Origin of the sequence: Prochlorococcus sp. MIT 1201 (assembly GCF_047303415.1) — a bacterium.
GTDB classification, from domain to species: Bacteria; Cyanobacteriota; Cyanobacteriia; order PCC-6307; family Cyanobiaceae; genus Prochlorococcus; species Prochlorococcus marinus_D.
In genome coordinates, this window is record NZ_CP138947.1 from 2,263,569 (window position 1) to 2,282,402 (window position 18,834).

Genomic DNA, 18,834 nt, shown 5'->3' on the forward strand with positions numbered 1-18,834 from the left:
GGCAAAGCTCACCCAGTCTGGGGTACATCCAGCAAACCGGCGCGAACCAAAGCCACCAAAGCTCGAATCAGTGCCAATTCCACATGAGTGCGATGGGTACCTCCCTGCACATAGAGGTTGTAAGGGGGGCGCAAGGGAGCATCTGCAGAAAACTCACTGGTGCTGCCGTCAATAAATGTTCCGCCCGCCATCACCAAATCGCTTGCATACCCAGGCATCGCAGCCGGCACAGGATCGAGATAGGCCCCAACAGGCGAACATGCCTGAAAGGCCCTGCAAACAACTTTCAAAACCTCAGGGTCTCCAAGCTGCACCGCCTGAATTAAATCGCTACGAAAGGCTCCCATCGAGGGCTTCACTGCAAAGCCCAAAGTGTCGAACACACCCGCGACCAAATCAGCTCCGATCAATGCCTCTGCCACCATTTGTGGAGCCAAGAACAGCCCCTGCAACACCAACCGATAAAGATCAAAGCCAGTGCCCCCCTGACTACCAATCCCTGGGGCAGTGAGCCGGCAGCAAGCCTGCTCGACCAAATCAGTCCGACCGGCGACATATCCACCAGTTGGAGCAATCGTGCCACCGAGATTTTTGATCAAAGAGCCCGCAATCAGATCAGCACCAACTGCTGGGGGCTCCAAATCCTCAACAAGCTCGCCATAGCAATTGTCGACAAAACACACACATCCAGGCTGAGAGTTATGGATGCGATGACACAACTCGCCAATGGCTTTGATCGAAAGAGATGACCGCGAGCTGTAGCCACAGCTGCGCTGTATCAACACCATCCTTGTTGGCACTTCCAAGGCGCGTTCCAAGGCTGAAACATCCACACATCCCTCGGCCGTGAGGGGCAGCTGGTCATAAGAGATCCCTAATTCGGTTAAAGACCCCTGGCCGGATCCACGCAGACCAATCACTTCTTCAAGGGTGTCGTAAGGCTCTCCGGTCACTGACAGGAGTCGGTCACCAGGGCGAAGAACGCCAAACAACGCAGTCGCAATTGCATGGGTACCACTCACAAACTGGAGGCGAACAGCTGCTTTCTCAGCACCAAGCACCTTTGCAAATACACGATCAACCACCTCCCGGGCCTGATCTCCATGGCCATAACCGGTGATGGAAGCAAAGTGTTGCGTGGCGACTCTTTCGCTGCTGAAAGCCTCCAAAACCTTCGCAAGGCGAACCGCTACGGCAGCCGTCCGCTCGCATGCGATCCCCTCAAGGCGCTTAGAGACAAAACCGACGTGCCGCCTGGCCCAGGCCTGCACCAGCAGTTCATCAAAGCCAGCTGCGGGGAATGTCTTCAAACCAACCCGAGGTCAGGATCAATCATCCCCATGCTGAATGCTCGTTGAACGTCAAACGAAATCGAAAGTGAAGAGCAAGAGCACAACATTGCCAAAATCACAGTTGACCAAACCAAGTCAGCGCAAATCATTGGCAAAACTGCCATAGCTCAAAACGCATCAAGAAGATGCACAGCTGAGCTATGGCCCCTGGAAACGGTTCCATAGTTCCTTTAGATTTGAAAATGTCTCGGCCCTTTCCGCTCCACTCGCCTTACAAGCCAAGCGGCCGACCCATCCAAAGGAGTACCTCTTGGTTTCCCCTCTTCCGGTCTCTTCAGCCACAAACCGTCAGCAACGTTTGTGGGCTGCTGTAAAGGCTCATCGTGAGCCTTTACCAGCAAAACAACGTCGATTCAAATGGGGCACCACCAGTTTCATGCTGGCCATGCATGTAGCAGCAACCTTCGCACTGCTACCACGCTTTTGGAGCTGGCAAGGGTTGGTCGCTTTTGCCGTTCTTTATTGGACCACGGTGCTCGGGGTGACCTTGGGATTACATCGACTGGTCGCTCATCGCAGCTTTGTCGTACCCGTTTGGCTGGAGAGGATTCTGGTGATCATGGCCACGCTTGCCTGCCAGAGTGGCCCCATCGAATGGGTGGCTCTGCATCGCCACCATCACCGCTACTCCGACCAAACCAATGACCACCACGACGCCGGCCGTGGCCTCTGGTGGGCCCACAGTGAATGGATGCTGCATGAGATTCCAGCGCTGGATCACATGGACCGCTTTGCAGGAGATCTGCTAGCCGACCCTTTCTTCCGATGGCTTGATCGCTGGTTCCTGCTGCTCCAGATCCCTCTCGGTCTTGGGCTCTACTGGTACGGAGAAGTCGCCCAGGTGCACGGTGGAGGACTTGGCCTGGTGCTCTGGGCCATCCCCCTGAGACTGGTGGTTGTGTACCACGTGACCTGGTTTGTGAACTCGGCGACCCATGCATTTGGCTACCGCAACTTCGACAGCCCAGACCTCTCTCGCAACTGCTGGTGGGTGGCGGTGCTGTCCTTCGGCGAGGGTTGGCACAACAATCACCATGCTTATCCCTCCAGCGCCCGTCATGGCCTGCGATGGTTTGAATTCGACATCACCTGGCAACACGTGAAGGCATTGCGTCGTCTTGGCCTGGCTCGTCGAGTCCAGCAAGCCCGCTATGTTTCCGGCGCTTCTTGAGCAACCAACAACTCTGAGCGGGCCCTGAGATCATCCAAAAACCCCTCTGCTCCCTGTCTGTTCACTCCACCCAAGGCCACCTGAGTTGCGTGCAGATCAAGTAATTCGCCATCGAGTTCCTCAGAGTTGTAATCCCTCAAACCAGCCATCACCTCCGCAAAACGTTCTCTGCGCTGCGCCTTAGTGACTGGATAAGCCTCCATCACCTTGTCCCGGCATTGACGCCACGATTTTCCATTGCATAGACAATCAGCCAAAGCAGCACTAAGAGCTGCGGCCTCATCTTCTTCAATTCGCCAATCAAAGCCAGCAGGTAAGGCAGCAAGACCCACAAAAATCTCAAACAGAGCGCCAGCGCCGAGTGGCTCACCATCTGCTCCTTCCAGAGGAAGAGAACTTTCCGAAAGCACCTTGAGTAAGTCGGGATGCCCCTCAACCAAGCGATCACGAATCGGCTCTAGACCGGCATGAAGGATGGCGTTGGCTTGACCCAATGCCAGAAACACTTCGGGGCCTGGTGAAGCGAGTTTGCCGTTGCGCAGATTAGAGATCTGCGAATTGTGCACCCGGCCGAGATCAAGGCATTCAGCCAGAGCCGGCAAGACCTTATGTGACCAACCATTGCGCTCATGCCAGACATGAATGAGATGAGCCATGGCCCGCCGCCCATCATCCAAGCGCTCGCGATAGCCCCTGGTCGCCGAATCAGATTCAACATCAGACTTATTCACTGGATAAGGATCCGTATCGTGTATAGTTTATGCACATTCGATAGATCGCTCATGGCCTCCAGAGTGATACCTACGCCTTCAACGATAAGCAGGCCTGCAGCTTCGCATAAGGCCTCAAGCCTTTCTACAAAACTTCAGCGCTCCTACACAAGCCAGGCCATTTGCCCACCCAAAGAATCAAGACGCTGGGGAACGATCGGATTCATGATCGCCATTCATGCCCTATCCATCCTGGCCCTGTTGCCCCGTTTCTGGAGCTGGCAAGCGATCACAACCCTTCTCGTCCTCTACTGGGTCACGGCCTGCCTCGGCGTGACGATCGGCTACCACCGTCTGCTCTCACACCGGTCGTTCCGAGTACCCCACTGGCTGGAGCGCTTCTTTGCCACCTGCGGAACCTTGAGCTGCCAACACGGTCCAATCGACTGGGTAGGACTCCATCGCCACCATCACAAGTTTTCCGATACTGACCCCGACCACCACAACAGTCATAAGGGCTTCTGGTGGAGCCACATGGGCTGGATGTTTGAACCCATTCCAGCCATGCGGGTCGTGCCACGCCTCACTGTTGACCTGGCAGCGGATCCCTATTACCGCTGGCTTAACAAGTACTTTCTACTGTTGCAGCTCCCGCTAGCCGGTTTGCTCTTCTGGATCGGCAGCGTCAGTGGAGCCGGTGGTTGGGCCCTCGTGCTGTGGGGTATCCCCTTGCGCCTAACGATCGTGTATCACATCACCTGGCTAGTCAATTCCGCCAGTCACTGCTGGGGGACTGTGGCCTTCGACAGCGGTGACAACTCCCGCAACAACCCTTGGGTAGCAGCTCTTACTTTTGGCGAAGGTTGGCACAACAACCACCACGCCTTCCCGCACTCCGCCATTCATGGACTCCAGCGCGGTCAGATCGACCTCACCTGGCAGCACATCCGCCTCATGCGAGCCCTAGGCTTGGCTCGCAAGATCCGGCTACCGATCACATCGTAAGGTTGTCGAGCGCTCAACAGTCTTCGTCCGTCTTCTTATCGCCATGGCCAAGCGCGTACAAGTCGTCCTAAACGAAGACGTCCTCAGCCTCGGCAAGGACGGCGACCTAGTTGAGGTTGCTCCTGGTTATGCCCGCAACTTCCTGCTTCCCTTCGGCAAGGCTGTCCCTGTGACCCCAGCCGTGATGAAACAAGTCGGTCACCGACGTGCCAAGCAGGCCGAACATCAGGCGGCAATCAAGCAGGAAGCCCTGGACTTCCAAACCGCTCTGGTCACAATCGGGCGTTTCACCGTTAAAAAGCAAACCGGCGAAGACGACGTCTTATTCGGCACAGTCACCAATGGTGATGTCGCTGAAGCAATCGAAACAGCCACAAAGAAGGAGATCGACCGACGCAATATCATCGTTCCGGAAATTCACCGAACCGGTAGCTACAAGGTGCAAGTGAAACTGCACAATGAAGTCAATGCCGAAATCAACCTCGAAGTCGTCAGCTACTGATTGCTGGCAAGGCTTACAAAACAAGCCAAAGTAGGTCTCCTTATAACGTCAGCTCCTCATCCATGGTGAGCGCCCCCCTGCCAAACAACGGCGATACCGCCGCAGAGGGGTCCCGTCCCTTCAGGAAAGCCTCTTCTACATCTCGAGAACCGAGCTTTGAAGCCCTGCCAGACTCCGTGCCTCCTCAAAATCTGGAGGCAGAGGAAGCTGTTCTAGGAGGCATCCTTCTTGATCCTGATGCCATCGGCAGAGTGGTCGATGTGCTCCAACCTGAGGCTTTTTATCTCAACGCCCATCGAGAGATCTTCCGCACAGCCCTGATGCTTCACAGCCAGGGCAAACCCACCGACCTCACAGCAATGAGCGCCTGGTTGGCCGACACAGGGTCCCTGGAGAAGGTAGGTGGCAGCAACCGTCTGATCGAACTTGTAGAGCGCGTCGCCTCCACTGCATCAATCGAGCAAGTGGCCCGTTTGGTGATGGACAAATTCCTACGGCGACAGTTGATTCGCTCAGGCAACGAAGTGATTCAACTCGGCTTTGACCAGGGCCTACCGATGGAACAGGTTCTCGACAAAGCAGAACAAACAATTTTTGCGATCAGCCAGGAAAAGCCATCCAAAGGTCTCACCCCCACAGCAGAAATCCTTACCAGCACCTTCAACGAGATCGAAAGCCGCTCACTAGGTACGTCCGTCGCAGGCATCCCTGTGAACTTCTACGACCTCGATGCCATGACCCAGGGTCTGCAGCGCAGTGACCTGATCATTGTGGCTGGCCGCCCAGCCATGGGCAAAACCTCCATGGTGCTCAATCTGACCAAAAACGTTGCTCAACTCCACAACCTGCCTGTGTGCTTGTTCAGCCTGGAGATGAGCAAGGAACAACTCACCTATCGCCTCCTTTCAATGGAGGTTGGCATTGAGAGCAGTCGACTGAGAACAGGCCGTTTACGGCAGGAAGAGTGGCCTCTTCTGGGCCAGGGCATCAACACCCTTGGCCAGCTACCGATCTACATCGATGACAAACCCAATTCAGGCGTCCTGGAGATGCGTTCTCTCTCCAGGCGGCTCATGGCCGAACAAGGCAAAGAACTCGGACTCATCGTGATCGACTACCTACAACTGATGGAGGGCTCCACGCCTGATAACCGTGTTCAGGAACTCTCCCGGATTACCCGCGGCCTTAAGGGCATGGCTAGGGAACTGAACGTACCTGTGATTGCCTTATCACAGCTCAGCCGTGGGGTGGAATCCCGCACCAACAAACGCCCAATGCTCAGCGACCTGCGCGAGTCAGGCTCAATCGAACAGGACGCTGACCTGGTGCTGATGATCTACCGCGACGAGTACTACAACCCAGAAACCCCCGACCGCGGCATCACCGAAGTCATCGTGACCAAGCACCGCAACGGCCCTGTCGGCACAGTAAAACTACTGTTCGAGCCTCAATTCACACGGTTCCGCAACCTGGCGGCCTAAAGCAGCAATACATTGATGATTTCTACTGTTCTCTAGAACGTCACGGGCCCCATGCCCTTCAGTGCTCCCCCAACCGAACACTTCGACGTCATCATCGTCGGCGGTGGGCACGCCGGTTGTGAAGCCGCGATTACGGCAGCGCGCTTAGGCCTAAGTACAGCTTTATTCACCCTCAACCTCGATCGGATTGCCTGGCAACCGTGTAATCCCGCAGTGGGAGGGCCAGCCAAGAGTCAACTCGTGCATGAAGTCGATGCCCTTGGGGGGGTCATCGGACGCCTTGCCGATGCGACGGCGCTGCAAAAACGTGTGCTGAATGCAAGCCGCGGCCCTGCGGTCTGGGCCTTACGCGCCCAGACCGACAAACGCCTCTATTCACGCCAAATGCTGCAGTTGCTTCAACAAACAGCCAACCTCTCTCTAAGAGAAGCGATGGTGACTGGCCTCGAAGTCAAAGGTGATCCATCGGGTGGCGGGGAGCACTGGGAGCCAGCTCAAGGACATGCAGCACAAATCACAGGCGTACGGACCTATTTCGGCAGTATTTATCGGGCCCAAGCCGTCGTGCTAACCACCGGCACGTTCCTTGGTGGTCAGATCTGGGTTGGCAATCAATCCATGCCGGCAGGTCGTGCCGGCGAGCAAGCCGCAGAAGGGCTCACCGAAGCCCTCGAGTCACTTGGCTTCCAAACCAATCGCCTCAAGACAGGCACTCCGGCCAGAGTCGATCGACGCAGCATTGCTCTCGATCAACTGGAAGAGCAACCCAGCGATGCCGCTGATCGCTTCTTCTCCTTCGACCCAACCGCCTGGGTTAGCGGTGAACAGATGAGCTGCCACATCACCCGCACCACCGCATCAACCCATCAACTGATCAAAGAGAACCTCGAACTAACGCCTATCTATGGAGGCTTTCTCGACAGCAAAGGGCCGCGTTACTGCCCATCAATCGAAGACAAGATCGTCCGTTTTGCTGACAAAGACTCTCACCAGATTTTTCTCGAACCGGAAGGTCGCGACACGCCAGAAATTTATGTGCAGGGATTCTCCACCGGACTACCTGAGCGGTTGCAACTCGACTTGCTACGCACCCTGCCAGGGCTTGAACAATGCGTCATGCTGCGGCCTGCCTATGCAGTCGATTACGACTACCTTCCCGCCACACAGCTCAGTCCTTCATTGCAAACCAAACGCGTCAAAGGGCTTTTCACCGCTGGGCAACTGAATGGCACAACCGGCTATGAAGAAGCCGCCGCCCAAGGGCTGGTTGCCGGTCTCAATGCAGCCCGTCTCGTCCAAGGCCAAGAGCAAGTGCAATTTCCGCGCGAGGGCAGCTATATCGGCACAATGATCGACGATCTTGTCAGCAAGGATCTACACGAGCCATACCGGGTGCTCACCAGTCGAAGCGAATACCGCCTGATTTTGCGGGGCGACAACGCAGACCGACGCCTCACGCCTCTGGGCTATCAGCTAGGCCTGATTGATGCACGCCGTTGGCAGCTGTTTCAACACAAACAAACCGCTCTAGAGGATGAAAAACAACGACTCGAAAAGCAGCGACTCAAAGCTAGCGATCCAGCCGCACCGGCCCTCGAGGCCAAAACAGGCGCAACAATCAAAGGATCCATAACTCTGGCCGATCTGCTCCGACGTCCTGGCGTGCGTAGTGCTGATCTGATCGAGCATGGCCTAGTCGATCCAGAGCTTGCCCTAGGCGTAAGAGAAGGAGCAGAAATTGATATCAAGTACAGCGGTTACCTACAACGGCAGCAACAACAAATTGATCAATTGAAGCGGCAGAGCCAAAGACGCCTACCTGCAAATCTCGACTACGCCAACATCAGCACCCTCTCTAAGGAAGCCCGCGAAAAACTAACCGCTGTAGGGCCACTCAATTTCGCTCAGGCCAGCCAGATTCCCGGTGTTAGCAAGGCAGATCTCACCGCCCTGTTGGTCTGGCTGGAACTGCAGAAGCGTCGAACCCTCGCCGCCTCTGGTCACGATCGATAACGTTGGATGTCATTGGAAACGAACGGTGCCCTCTCAGCTCACCACCTCGCGGGCCTACTGGAACCTACGAGCTGAACAGGTGATGGACCGCGTCTTCCACGAGGAAGACAATCATCTGACCTCTGCCAGGGTGCATGTCCACGAATCACTCAAGGCGAAGCCACCTCAGTGGCAAACTCTTACTCTGTCTCTTACTGGTCTTGCCACTGCGGGGCTAATCAGCAGTGTCTGGCTAGCTCACAATTGGCAAGCCTCCCAAGCCCAGCTTGACCGAGAACGAAATTTGCTAGTCATGGAGCGGCTCAGAAAGTTACCCGCCGCATCTCGAACGACCAGCGAAGAACCCAGCAACAGCTCAAGCATTAGCGCCCAAAACACAAACGCTGAGCTGGCAGTCCTTCCCCAAACCCCGCTTGATCCTGATTGGGTCCAAAGCTTGGAGCCTGTCATCGTTCCCATCCGCGAAGAAACGTTCTCCAGCCACTCAAGTCACTTGCAGGACAATGCAAGCGAAGTCCCCGTACTTGTAGGTGTCGTACATGGCCCTAAAGGCAGCAGCTCCGCAATCTTTCAGCTGAAGCAAACCTCCGCCTCCGCAAAACCCGGAGAGAACATCGGTAGCAGTACCTGGCGCTTGGACTCTGTCAACGCCAATGGTGCCGTCATCAAAAATCAAGGTCAGCAACGTCAGCTCAACATTGGAGGCGCCTTCTGAACCAGACACCCTCAGGACTGATCTCACCAGCACGGGTCTGGGACGCCCCTAGCAAGGCAGTGCTCTCTGGTGAAGGCCCCTGGCAACTTCCCGGACCCTGGCGATTGATGCTGCTTGGGGATGGCAGCCCAACCCGCCACCTGAGACTGCTCACAGGCCATGAAGTGCAAGTCAACCTCATTGCCATGCAACCGGAACCCAATCCTGATGCAACAGCCCCGCAGGAAGTTCGCGAACTCAAACCACCTTTACTAAGGCGCCAGGTGTGGTTGATCTGCGACTCCCATACCCTGGCCTGGGCAGAAAGCTGGTGGAATTTCGATGAAGCCGAAAAGCATCTCCACAATCGCAATCAACCCATCTGGGACAGTCTCACAAAAGGCCGTTCCGAACTGTTTCGTGAAGTCGACGGACTGGGTCTTGTCGCTGCCGATTGGCTCGAATCCGCATTCGGCCAAACAGGGCCATTTTGGAGCCGTCATTATCGCTTCTTTCGCCAAGAGCGTGAACTAACAGTGATCCGAGAAGTTTTCAGCCCTGAGCTCGAGAAATGGCTCGGACCCACTCCACGACAAGAGCTTCAACTCTGTTCATGACCAGAGCTCTCGATTTGTCGATTTTTAACTTGACAACTTGCCAACTCTTGTGCTTTCGGGAAGATTATTCAAGCGGTTCCCCTCTCCATGGCACCCTCCCCAAGCTGGCTGAGCCTCACTGATCTGGGACGCATCTACGGCATCTCAGCAATCAATTGCGGCCGAGCTCTACAACTGCAAGGCTTGCGCGATCGACATGGACGACCAACTCCAGGAGCCCTTGAGACTGGTGCAGCCCATAAGCACGGTCCACAAACCCCTCCACGCACAGCTCTCTGGAACGCCAAAATCTGCAAAGGCTTGCTTGAGAAAAGCGGCTACCAACCCATCAACCGAACACTTCAGGTGGAGCAATGGGCCGAACTACTTGAGGCCCTTGAAGAGGGATCGCCCTCCATCAATGCAACAGCAGAGCAAATGGCTGAAGATCTACCTGAAGAACTGGTAGGTGACGTCAATGATCAACTCGCACTGCGAGGCTGCCATTTTCGCGTAGCGCACAAACCACATCAAGCATCTTTGAGCGCTGCAGCCTGATTGAATCGCGCAGGCTCAATCTCGCCGACGACTGGAACGCGGCAAAGGTCTCCGCTCCAGCGGTCGCTTCAATGATTCTGATGCGCTTCGGCTTGAAGCGGCCTCAGGATTAAGCCGCTCTGATGGGCGACGCTGCCAACGATCAACCTGGAAGGTGGACTCATCGGGCCAATCATCCTCATGAGGCACAACCTCACTGCGAGAAGACGCAGGTTGAATCAAAGGGGGAACACGACGAGAGATCGCTTCCAGTGGTCGCTTCACTCGCATTTCAGTGGACTGAGGCTCAGACTGCCAAGGCTCCAGCCAACCATCGTCCTCGTCCTCTTCCAACAACCATTCAAGCTTGTCACCCACCCAGCGACCAACCGTTCCCAAGCTCGCAGCGGAACGACGGTCTGTACGACCAGATCCACGCTGTCCAGGGCGGGTGCCGGCCACACCATCAACCAACTGACGACCTGTCTCAAGCCACTGATCCAAACGACGATCCAAGGGATCCCTGGACCTTTGGCGACGTTGACGACGTGTATCCATGCATCGACGTTACCGGCGCCGCCGGTGCAACCACTGCTCCCGTTGCCAACCGATTAGGGCAATCGAGACCCCGCTGACCTGAAGCACCCAGAAAAACATGTCCACTCAGGCCTCCGGTAACGCAGATTCATAGACGAACACACAGCTGGCATGCCAGCTACCCCCATAGTGACGGTCGCAACATTGCCGACAAGCAGCGCGATGAACACGTCGCTGATAAGGAGAACGAAGACCACAGCGAGGGCAAACCGCCCACCACCGCGGCGGCGTTTGAGGCACGGGAAACTGATGGCGCACACTCACCTGAAACTGGTTCTGGGCAGCGTTAATGGCGGCCATCCGGGCATGAAAGTTGGGGCCATGACTCTCCTTAACCTGCAGTACAAGATCAATCCAGGCATGGATCATTTCGTGGCAAAGAGTGCTTTCAGTAGCGGTCTGAGGCAGAAGCTCCAGCAACGGACGAGAAAGGACAATCTCGCAGCTGTTGCGGCCGTCAACCCTTAAGCCACGACGATAAAAACCTGCTGTCTTGCGCAATCGACCATCACTCCACCGCACAGACAGAAGAGGCTGAGATCCAATCGCTAGGGCGCCATTGAAATATTCCCTATTGAAGCGATGAAACAGCGGCAGCAGAGGCACCAGAGGCATTAATGCGCGTGGGGTAGGCCCTTAAATCAAGCTTTGACAGTCTGCCCACTTCACACAATCGCTGAAGAGCCATATTTCTGAAGTCGGTCAGTCAGACTCTCTTTTCAATTGCATCAAGATGATGGATCTAGCCCTGGCACGGGACATTGGGACCAAAGCCCTACTAGCTGGCGCTGGAGCCCTACTGCTCTACTGGACCATCACGGCCGTCAGGCTGGTCTTCAGTGCAAGGGGCATCAACCCCTTGGTCAAGCAGTTCTTCACTCAGGTCGCGGCAGGTCGGATTGATGCTGCCTACCTACTCACCACCAAGACCTATCGGCAGCACGTCAACAGACAACAATTCATCCGCTTCCTGGCCAGTCTGAAACTCAACCGATATCGCAACCTCAAATCCGGTCGACCTAGGCTCCAAGAAGGCCAGGTCATCCTCACCATCAAACTCAAATCTGATGGCAAAGATGAATTAAAAATGGATTTCACATTCAGCAAGATTGACGATTCATGGCGAGTCGATCGCATTGTGCCCCTCAATTCATGACCAATCGTTCTTAAGACAGCTGCGGTGACCCCGACGTCGATAACACCCCCAGAGCGGGCAGCCGAACTACGCCAACTACTCAATCAGGCCGCCCACTCTTACTACGTACTTGATACACCAACGATGGAGGATGCCGTCTACGACCGCCTCTATCGCGAGCTACTGAACCTAGAAGCTAAAGATTCATCGCTACTCACCCCAGACAGCCCCACCCAAAGGATTGGTGGAGCCCCTGCTCAAGGCTTTGCAAGTGTTCAGCATCGCATCCCATTACTCAGCCTCGACAATGCTTTCAATGTTGACGAACTAACGGGCTGGTACGTCCGACTCGCCAAGCTGCTTGGTCATCAAACCAACCCTAAAACGCCTCAACCTGATCTATCGATGGTGGGCGAACTGAAGATCGATGGCAACGCGCTAGCCCTCAGCTACGAACACGGCGTACTCATACGCGCAGCCACCCGCGGTGATGGCGCTAATGGAGAGGAGATCACAGCCAATGTTCGCACCATTGCCTCCATTCCGCTGCGATTACAACTCGTGCATCCTCCAGCCTGGCTGGAAGTGCGAGGAGAAGCGTTTATCCCGAATAGCACCTTTGCAGACATCAACACTGCCCGAGGAAAACGGGGCGACGTAGCCTTTGCCAACCCCCGCAATGCCTGTGCCGGCACGTTGCGTCAACTAGATCCCAAGGTGGTGGCCTCACGTCAGCTGGACTTCTTTGCCTACACCCTGCATCTACCAAACAACTGGCAAGCGAAAGCTCATGATCCAGCCAGACCCATGAACCAATGGGCAGCATTGCAATGGCTCCAGGCCATTGGCTTCAAAATGAATCCAAACACCGCGTTGCTTGCGGATTTAACAGCGGTAGAAAACTTCTTCAAGCTCTGGGATGAGGATCGCCATCAACTTCCATACGCCACCGACGGAGTAGTCGTAAAGCTCAACGACTTACAACTACAAGAAACCGCAGGCTTTACTCAAAAGGCCCCACGTTGGGCGATTGCACTCAAATACGCCGCTGAAGAAGCCCCAAGCAAATTGCTAAGACTCACCTGCCAGGTAGGACGCACAGGCGCCGTAACACCTGTGGCTGAATTCGAAGCGATACCACTAGCAGGTACAAGTGTGAGCCGCGCCACACTGCACAACGCCAATCGGGTCAGCGAGCTCGATCTCCATAGCGGCGACACCATCGTGGTGCGCAAGGCCGGCGAAATCATCCCGGAAGTGATAGGTGTGTTGAGAGAACTACGACCTGCAGGAGCACAGACACTCAAGCTGCCTCATATCTGTCCGGAATGCCGATCAGACCTAGTGCGGGAAGAAGACGAAGCAGCAACACGCTGTGTCAACAGCAGCTGCCCAGCGATCCTGCGCGGAACACTGCGTCACTGGGTCAGTAAAGGAGCTCTGGATGTAGATGGCCTCGGCAGCAAGCTGATCGAACAGCTGGTAAACCGCGGTCTCGTGCAATCGATTGCTGACCTCTATGCCCTCGAGGCAAGCCTTCTGGCAAGCATGGATCGTATGGGCAGTAAATCAACAGCAAACCTAATAACCGCCCTGCAAGCCTCCAAAAGCAAGCCCTGGCATAAGCAGCTCTACGGCCTAGGCATCCACCACGTCGGCGAAGTCAACGCTAAAGCCCTAGCTAAAAAGTTCCCCAGCGCCGCCACACTGGCCAACGCCGCCTGCAAGGCACCCGAACAAATCACGTCAGTGTTCGGAGTCGGCAACGAAATTGCGCAGTCACTACAACAATGGTTTGCCACCCCCGCCAATCAACAGCTTCTGGCCAAGTTGAAACAGCTAGGCATCTCCCTGGAAGCCAATGAAGACGAGCTCGCTCACGACACAGATCAAAACCAAAGAACGGTCAGCTTGGAGGGCCAAACCTTTGTATTAACAGGCACTCTGCCAACCCTGAGCCGCAGCGAAGCCCAAGCCCTGATCGAAGCCGCCGGTGGCAAAGTCAATAGCTCTGTCAGCAAAAACACCAGTTATGTGGTGGCTGGAGTTGAAGCGGGCAGCAAGCTGAACAAGGCCGAGAAACTTGAAGTCACGGTCCTTAACCAGGAGGAGCTGCTCAAACTTTTGGCCAGCTGAAGTTCTCCATCCCTAGGCTTTGAATCACTGCATAAGAGCATGAGCCAAGCCAACATCAACACCTGGATCAAAACAGCCTGCGGACGTGCCAAATATGCAGATCTGGCTCAACGCACTGGGGTGCTTGCACGCCTCCGGCTGATCTGGTTCGTGTTCTTTGCCGCCCTCAAAGACTGGCAGCTAGACAACCCAGATCAACTGGATGGCTCGGAATCCTGAAGAGCTCGCTTGGCTGCAAGGCCTACCAGCCATACCACGACAACCGTGGCCAATACCCCAACAATTCTGAGAGTCCAGGTGGCAGGATCTGCCTGGCCAGAGAGAACATCCCCAAATCGCGCCACATCTCCAGCTAGTGCACCAAACCCACAAAACAAAACAGTGCCAGGAAGAATGCCGATCAAACCGATCGAATAATCCCGCAGACTCACCTCACTGAGGCCATATGCCAGGTTGAGCACACTAAAAGGGAACGCTGGAGACAGGCGGGTTAAGAGCACCAACTTGAGACCCTCACGACTCACCGCCTTCTCAACAGCCTGCAGTTTTGGCACAACTGCCAGGCGACGTCGAGCCCAATTCCTTAGCCAGTAACGTCCAAGCAGAAAGGATGCCTCTGCACCCAAGCAGGCACCGACAAACACCAACAAACTGCCTAACCCAGTCCCGAAGAGAGCACCTGCAAGCATCGAGGCCCATACGCCTGGCAGCAACAAGGTGACCCAAAGTGCATAGAGAGGCACAAACAGAACTGCACCAATAGGTGTCTGCAAGAAAGGCAGCCAAGATTCCAGCCAAGTCCCCGGATCCATCAACACAAGCAATCTGCATGCAACACCAATACATCTCATACTCAAGATTCATGCAGACTTGGCGATGCGTAGGCACAAACTTCTGCAGCAAGCCTTGTTGACCACTCTCTCCGCCATAGGCCTACCAGCGCTATGGCGACAAACCAAAGCTCCTAACACAACAGCAGCCATCAACGAGCTACGCCGATGCCTCGGCACACGTCTATTCAGACCCACACTTGCTTGGGCAAAACCACAAGCAAAAACGCCAGGCCCCTTACAATTAAAAAATCATTGAACCTAAGGGCCCTCTTGCTGGGATCTTGACATACCTCGTCGAGGCCTGTCTTCATCACCCTTAGCCAATGAGCCTGACAAGGCCAAACACCTTGATCGGTTCCGGCAAGCCTTTCACGGCTTGAGGGCCAAGATCCACAACCTCGACTGCATCATCAACGAGGGCGAATAGCTCGCCGCTGATCAGGATCGGGTAATCCTTGAACCGCCTGGTCAATCCCTCTAGACGGCTGGCGACATTCACCGTCGCGCCGATCACGGTGAACTCCAGTCGATCGCTCGAACCAAGGTTTCCGGCGATCAGATCCCCGAAGTGCATACCGATACCCTGGCTCAATGTTGACCGTTGTTCCGCTGTGAGCTGATCATTCAGTCTTGCCAGGCTCTTCTGCATCGCAAGAGCTGCGCGGATTGCCGCCAAAGCTTCCTCGCGATCGCCGCGGGATTCCGGGATGCCGAATTCCGCCATCAATGAATCCCCGATGAACTTATCGAGTAATCCGTTCTCGGCTAATACAGCGCCGGCAAGACCATCGAAATAGGCATTGAGCAGGTTGAAGAGTGACTCTGGTTTGAGCTGGGAGCTGAGGCGTGTGAATCCCACAAGATCGGTGAACAGAACCACACAGCGGCAGTGTTGACCGCCGAGTTGGGTCCCGAATCGGTCCGGTTCCTTGAGAATCCTCTGCAGCAGCCTCGGCGATACGCGCCGCTCCAGCACACGCCGCAACTCATTTCTTTCTCTGCTTTCTTGCAGCCAAGTCTGTGTTGCTTTGGTGCCTCCGCCCAGCACCAGCCCTGCAAGCACTGCGGCCTGGGGTAACCAACGTTGGAAACCCAGCCAGATCGCTCCTGTCAGCAGCAGACTCAGCCCGATCAGCAGCAGAGTCGTGAGCACCACTGCTCTGCTCGATCGCGCACGCAGCAGCAGCAGTCCGGCCACCGTGAGCCATCCGATCAGCAGCGGAATCTCCCAGAAAGCTTGCAATGGCAACAGTCCTGTGCTGTCCGCCACGGCGGCTATCGCTACGGCTTGCACCTCCACCCCGCTGACCGGGCCAAAGGGGGTTTCACGATGATGACCCATCGCGGCAGCCGTGGTGCCGATCAGGACGAGTCGGTCCTTCCAGACAGTATCCGGCTGTGTCTCAAGTTGCCAGGCCGGCACTGTCGGCCAATCACCTGCTGGACCGCCGAAAGGAAGGCCAAGGGGTTCTCGGGTTGGAGGGCGACCGTTCGCCACGAAGGCCAGCGCTGTTGGATGCGGACCGGGAAAGCTTCGCAGTTCACGTTCGTTCCAATTGCTGCCGGGAATGGCTCGTACCTGTCCTCGATCGCTGAGCAGCAGTGTGGCCAGACCAATCCGCGGCCAGGGCCAGGGAGGGAGCACAAGATTGCGTTTCTCAATGCCGTCGTTGCTGTTGCGTTCGAAATCAGCGGCAAGCGTGATGCGATCCCTCCAGGGAGCGAGTCGATCCAAAAACTGCTGGTCATCCTTTGGGCCGTAAGCACTGGGATTGGCAAACACGATGTTGAAGATCACTCCTCGAGCACCACGCTCAAGCACATAGGCCGCGAGTTCGGCCTGGAGTGATCGAGGCCATGGCCAGGGTCCCATTGCCTGTAATAGGGGGGAACTGCTCTTCTCTTCCGGGGTAAGCAACGCATCGACAGCGAGTGATGTCTCATCGATGGCGACGATCACTGGGTCGTTGGAGGGCTCCTTGCGACCATGCAGCAGCATGGCGAGACTTTGGATCTCAAGGTCGAGCTGCTCCAGCATTGCGATTGGTCGGTACTGCCGCAATGCAGGCATCCCGATCAGGATGGGCAGGACCAATGCCAGCCCCCACCACCAGAGGCGAGGGTGTGGCATCCGCCTCATGGACCTGCCTTGATCGGAGCCTGGCTCAAAACAGCCTCCACTTCAGGCATGGTCTCCATGGGAGCCTGGAAGCCATTGAGCAACTGGCTCTTCCTACGCCGGATCATCGCCTGCTTGCGAGTCAACGGGAGAGGTCCGCTCCATGTGGCAGTGCTGTCATCATAGGTAAGCACCTGCCCACCACTCAGGGAGAAGGCTTCGCCAGAGTCGGCATTGACGCTTACCTCCCCTTCCCAACTAAGAAAGATGATCTTGTCATCTTGGTCATCAATGAAGAGGGTCGTACCACGGATCGCGGCGGTGGCGATCCGGGTGCGGATTTGAAGTGGCCTTAACCCTGATCCGCCCGGAGCGATCCAGGCAATCACCTGACCGCTGCGGTGGTTGATCGTGTTGCCGTTGATCTGAAGGGATGCGTTGCCGCCCATGCGGAAGCTGCGGTTGCCCTGGCTCATGCGGATCTGCATCCGGCCGGGTGTGGCCGTACGTAGCAGTGTCTTGTTCTCCAGTGACTGGCCTTTACGGGCCACAATTTCTTTTTGCCCAGGCGGGCGTTGAAAGGCAGGTTGTGAGACCACTTCCTCAATGCTGGCAATCGGTCTGGATTGGGCCGAGCCAGACGCTGCCATCAACACACCGGAGGTGATGGCAACGATCGCGAGTTGGAAGGCGGATCTCATCGGTGCAAGCTGTGGTCTCACTCATTCTGGTGCGAAAATTGGAGGCAGACCATTGCACCGGTTTTCTGCGTTTCCTGATCGCAGAACAGATCGCTGGGGGGGGAATGACTGGCACCTCGACAGGTAGCGCGACCCCCGATGCAAGCTCGACATCGACCGCAACCGTCAGATAAATGGTGGATTGCCTGGCCACAAAGCAAATCCCAGCGGAAGCCACAAGCAACAACAGCATCTGAATACTGCCATGACCTTAATTCGCACAGCCACACCTGGCGCCAGCTCCTAGTCAAACGAAGGTAATTTCACTAACCAAACTGGCAACAGGAGTTCTTGGGCCCGAACGACGAACAGCTGCTGAGCATCAAACTGGGTTACAACCCCACCAACCTTTTCCGAGTACACCATGGGGTCGGCAGCGATCAATAAATCCAAGCCTCAAACCAATGCCCACCGGCAAAACACATCAACTCGAAGCTGATGTGTAATAGCGCAAAGCAAACAGCCAAAAAGCCCGGCTTCCAACAAAAAAAATCACAGCCAAAAACATTCCCAAAGCCAACATCGGCATGGCCGTACGACCAAGGATGACCTCTGCTGGAACCGTGGTCAAAAAAGCAACCGGTAACACCAAAGTGAACACCAAGCGCAGAGTCGGCGGATAGGCACTCACTGGGAACCGACCGGAAGCCAGCACGGCCCGTAGCACTTCAGTGGCATTCCAGGTCTTCACGAACCAGATACTCGTGGCAGCAATCACAAACCACAGGGCATAGAGAATCACACCGCCTACACAAAGCATCAAAACAGCGACCAATACTGTGCCAAGGCTGAAAGATGCGCCTGCCCGGGATGCAGCCCAGACGATCAAAACCAACCCCAACCCCATTTCCGGAAGGCCCGCCGGCGCCATGATGCGTAGCGAGACCCAAAACTGGCTGTCGATCGGCTTCAACAGCACAAAATCCAAAGTGCCCTCACGCACGTGGGTGACAATCGCACCGAGGTTTGGTCGTAGCCAGGTGCTGGAAACACCATCCAAAAAGGTGTAAATGCCCTGAACCACAAGGGCAGCTTCCCAACTCCAACCACCCAGATCTCGCCCCTGCCCAAAGAACACAGACAGCACAAAGATGCTGCCAGCCAAACTGCCGACCATGGCCAGCAAATCGATCAGCATGTTGGCCTGATACTCCAACTGCCCAGCCAATGCCGTGCCCCAAAAACGCTTCAAGCTGAGCAAGTAGCGCCCCAT

At 55.8% G+C, this 18,834-nt stretch carries 20 protein-coding genes and 1 pseudogene; 13 read left to right on the plus strand and 8 right to left on the minus strand.

Annotated elements, in window-relative coordinates; genetic code table 11:
• Positions 1-8: 8 nt before the first annotated feature.
• The gene (locus SIB41_RS10925) at positions 9-1,310 is read right to left on the minus strand and encodes an aminotransferase class I/II-fold pyridoxal phosphate-dependent enzyme (RefSeq protein ID WP_413358940.1); all 1,302 of its coding nucleotides are present in this window, start codon (positions 1,308-1,310) and stop codon (positions 9-11) included.
• A gap of 292 nt (positions 1,311-1,602) precedes the next feature.
• Between SIB41_RS10925 and SIB41_RS10930 the strand changes: the two genes are divergently transcribed.
• Positions 1,603-2,523 carry an acyl-CoA desaturase gene (locus SIB41_RS10930; protein ID WP_011131536.1) on the plus strand — a complete coding sequence of 307 codons (921 nt, stop codon included), beginning with the start codon at positions 1,603-1,605 and terminating at the stop codon, positions 2,521-2,523.
• Here SIB41_RS10930 and SIB41_RS10935 read toward each other — a convergent pair.
• Positions 2,502-3,254 (minus strand): hypothetical protein, encoded by a 753-nt coding sequence (locus SIB41_RS10935; protein WP_413358942.1) that lies wholly within the window; start codon positions 3,252-3,254, stop codon positions 2,502-2,504. The genes SIB41_RS10930 and SIB41_RS10935 overlap by 22 nt on opposite strands.
• A 51-nt stretch (positions 3,255-3,305) precedes the next feature.
• On the opposite strand from SIB41_RS10935, the gene SIB41_RS10940 reads away from it, so the two are divergent.
• From SIB41_RS10940 to SIB41_RS10970, 7 genes are all read left to right on the plus strand, one after another.
• Positions 3,306-4,238 (plus strand): acyl-CoA desaturase, encoded by a 933-nt coding sequence (locus SIB41_RS10940; protein ID WP_063398644.1) that lies wholly within the window; start codon positions 3,306-3,308, stop codon positions 4,236-4,238.
• A 43-nt stretch (positions 4,239-4,281) separates the two neighbouring features.
• Positions 4,282-4,740 (plus strand): 50S ribosomal protein L9, encoded by a 459-nt coding sequence (rplI, locus tag SIB41_RS10945; RefSeq protein WP_011131539.1) that lies wholly within the window; start codon positions 4,282-4,284, stop codon positions 4,738-4,740.
• A 62-nt stretch (positions 4,741-4,802) separates the two neighbouring features.
• Complete coding sequence (dnaB, locus tag SIB41_RS10950; RefSeq protein WP_011131540.1) at positions 4,803-6,221, plus strand: replicative DNA helicase; 1,419 nt, start codon at positions 4,803-4,805, stop codon at positions 6,219-6,221.
• A 51-nt stretch (positions 6,222-6,272) separates the two neighbouring features.
• Entirely contained in the window at positions 6,273-8,234 is a 1,962-nt protein-coding gene (gene mnmG, locus SIB41_RS10955) for a tRNA uridine-5-carboxymethylaminomethyl(34) synthesis enzyme MnmG (protein ID WP_413358944.1), read from the plus strand.
• Between the two features lie 25 nt (positions 8,235-8,259).
• Complete coding sequence (locus SIB41_RS10960) at positions 8,260-8,949, plus strand: pilus assembly protein PilZ (protein WP_413358946.1); 690 nt, start codon at positions 8,260-8,262, stop codon at positions 8,947-8,949.
• Between the two features lie 17 nt (positions 8,950-8,966).
• The gene (locus SIB41_RS10965; protein WP_169190004.1) at positions 8,967-9,545 is read left to right on the plus strand and encodes a chorismate lyase; all 579 of its coding nucleotides are present in this window, start codon (positions 8,967-8,969) and stop codon (positions 9,543-9,545) included.
• Positions 9,546-9,632: 87 nt separating this feature from the next.
• Positions 9,633-10,082, plus strand: a complete 450-nt coding sequence (locus tag SIB41_RS10970; protein ID WP_011131544.1) for a hypothetical protein — start codon at positions 9,633-9,635, stop codon at positions 10,080-10,082.
• A gap of 15 nt (positions 10,083-10,097) precedes the next feature.
• Here SIB41_RS10970 and SIB41_RS10975 read toward each other — a convergent pair whose 3' ends face one another.
• Positions 10,098-10,619 carry an RNA helicase gene (locus SIB41_RS10975; RefSeq protein WP_413358948.1) on the minus strand — a complete coding sequence of 174 codons (522 nt, stop codon included), beginning with the start codon at positions 10,617-10,619 and terminating at the stop codon, positions 10,098-10,100.
• Positions 10,620-10,724: 105 nt separating this feature from the next.
• Entirely contained in the window at positions 10,725-11,273 is a 549-nt protein-coding gene (locus tag SIB41_RS10980; RefSeq protein ID WP_413358950.1) for a SprT family zinc-dependent metalloprotease, read from the minus strand.
• A gap of 121 nt (positions 11,274-11,394) precedes the next feature.
• Here SIB41_RS10980 and SIB41_RS10985 point away from each other — a divergent pair, with 121 nt between their 5' ends.
• From SIB41_RS10985 to SIB41_RS10995, 3 genes are read left to right on the plus strand one after another with little or no spacing between them, the layout of a single operon-like run.
• Positions 11,395-11,814, plus strand: coding sequence for a hypothetical protein (locus tag SIB41_RS10985; protein ID WP_063396619.1), 420 nt, complete (start codon positions 11,395-11,397; stop codon positions 11,812-11,814).
• A 24-nt stretch (positions 11,815-11,838) separates the two neighbouring features.
• On the plus strand, positions 11,839-13,929 hold the full coding sequence (ligA, locus tag SIB41_RS10990) for an NAD-dependent DNA ligase LigA (protein WP_413358952.1): 2,091 nt from the start codon (positions 11,839-11,841) through the stop codon (positions 13,927-13,929).
• A gap of 39 nt (positions 13,930-13,968) precedes the next feature.
• On the plus strand, positions 13,969-14,148 hold the full coding sequence (locus tag SIB41_RS10995) for a hypothetical protein (protein ID WP_063420700.1): 180 nt from the start codon (positions 13,969-13,971) through the stop codon (positions 14,146-14,148).
• Here SIB41_RS10995 and SIB41_RS11000 read toward each other — a convergent pair.
• A complete protein-coding gene (locus SIB41_RS11000; RefSeq protein ID WP_169190001.1) occupies positions 14,124-14,741 on the minus strand; it encodes a TVP38/TMEM64 family protein in 618 nt (205 codons plus the stop codon). The two genes, SIB41_RS10995 and SIB41_RS11000, sit on opposite strands and share 25 nt — an antisense overlap.
• A 97-nt stretch (positions 14,742-14,838) precedes the next feature.
• Between SIB41_RS11000 and SIB41_RS11005 the strand changes: the two genes are divergently transcribed.
• On the plus strand, positions 14,839-15,018 hold the full coding sequence (locus tag SIB41_RS11005; RefSeq protein ID WP_413358954.1) for a hypothetical protein: 180 nt from the start codon (positions 14,839-14,841) through the stop codon (positions 15,016-15,018).
• 60 nt (positions 15,019-15,078) lie between these two features.
• On the opposite strand, the gene SIB41_RS11010 is transcribed toward SIB41_RS11005, so the two are convergent.
• Positions 15,079-16,902: a CHASE2 domain-containing protein gene (locus SIB41_RS11010; protein ID WP_413358956.1), complete on the minus strand. Its 1,824-nt coding sequence runs from the start codon at positions 16,900-16,902 to the stop codon at positions 15,079-15,081.
• Entirely contained in the window at positions 16,899-17,582 is a 684-nt protein-coding gene (locus SIB41_RS11015) for a FecR domain-containing protein (RefSeq protein ID WP_413358958.1), read from the minus strand. Before SIB41_RS11015 ends, SIB41_RS11010 begins: the two co-directional genes overlap by 4 nt.
• A 324-nt stretch (positions 17,583-17,906) precedes the next feature.
• On the opposite strand from SIB41_RS11015, the pseudogene SIB41_RS11020 reads away from it, so the two are divergent.
• Positions 17,907-18,008: pseudogene (locus tag SIB41_RS11020) on the plus strand (BBE domain-containing protein); the annotation flags it as partial.
• 37 nt (positions 18,009-18,045) lie between these two features.
• Here the strand turns inward: SIB41_RS11020 and SIB41_RS11025 are convergent.
• The gene (locus SIB41_RS11025) at positions 18,046-18,834 is read right to left on the minus strand and encodes an ABC transporter permease (protein WP_413358961.1); all 789 of its coding nucleotides are present in this window, start codon (positions 18,832-18,834) and stop codon (positions 18,046-18,048) included.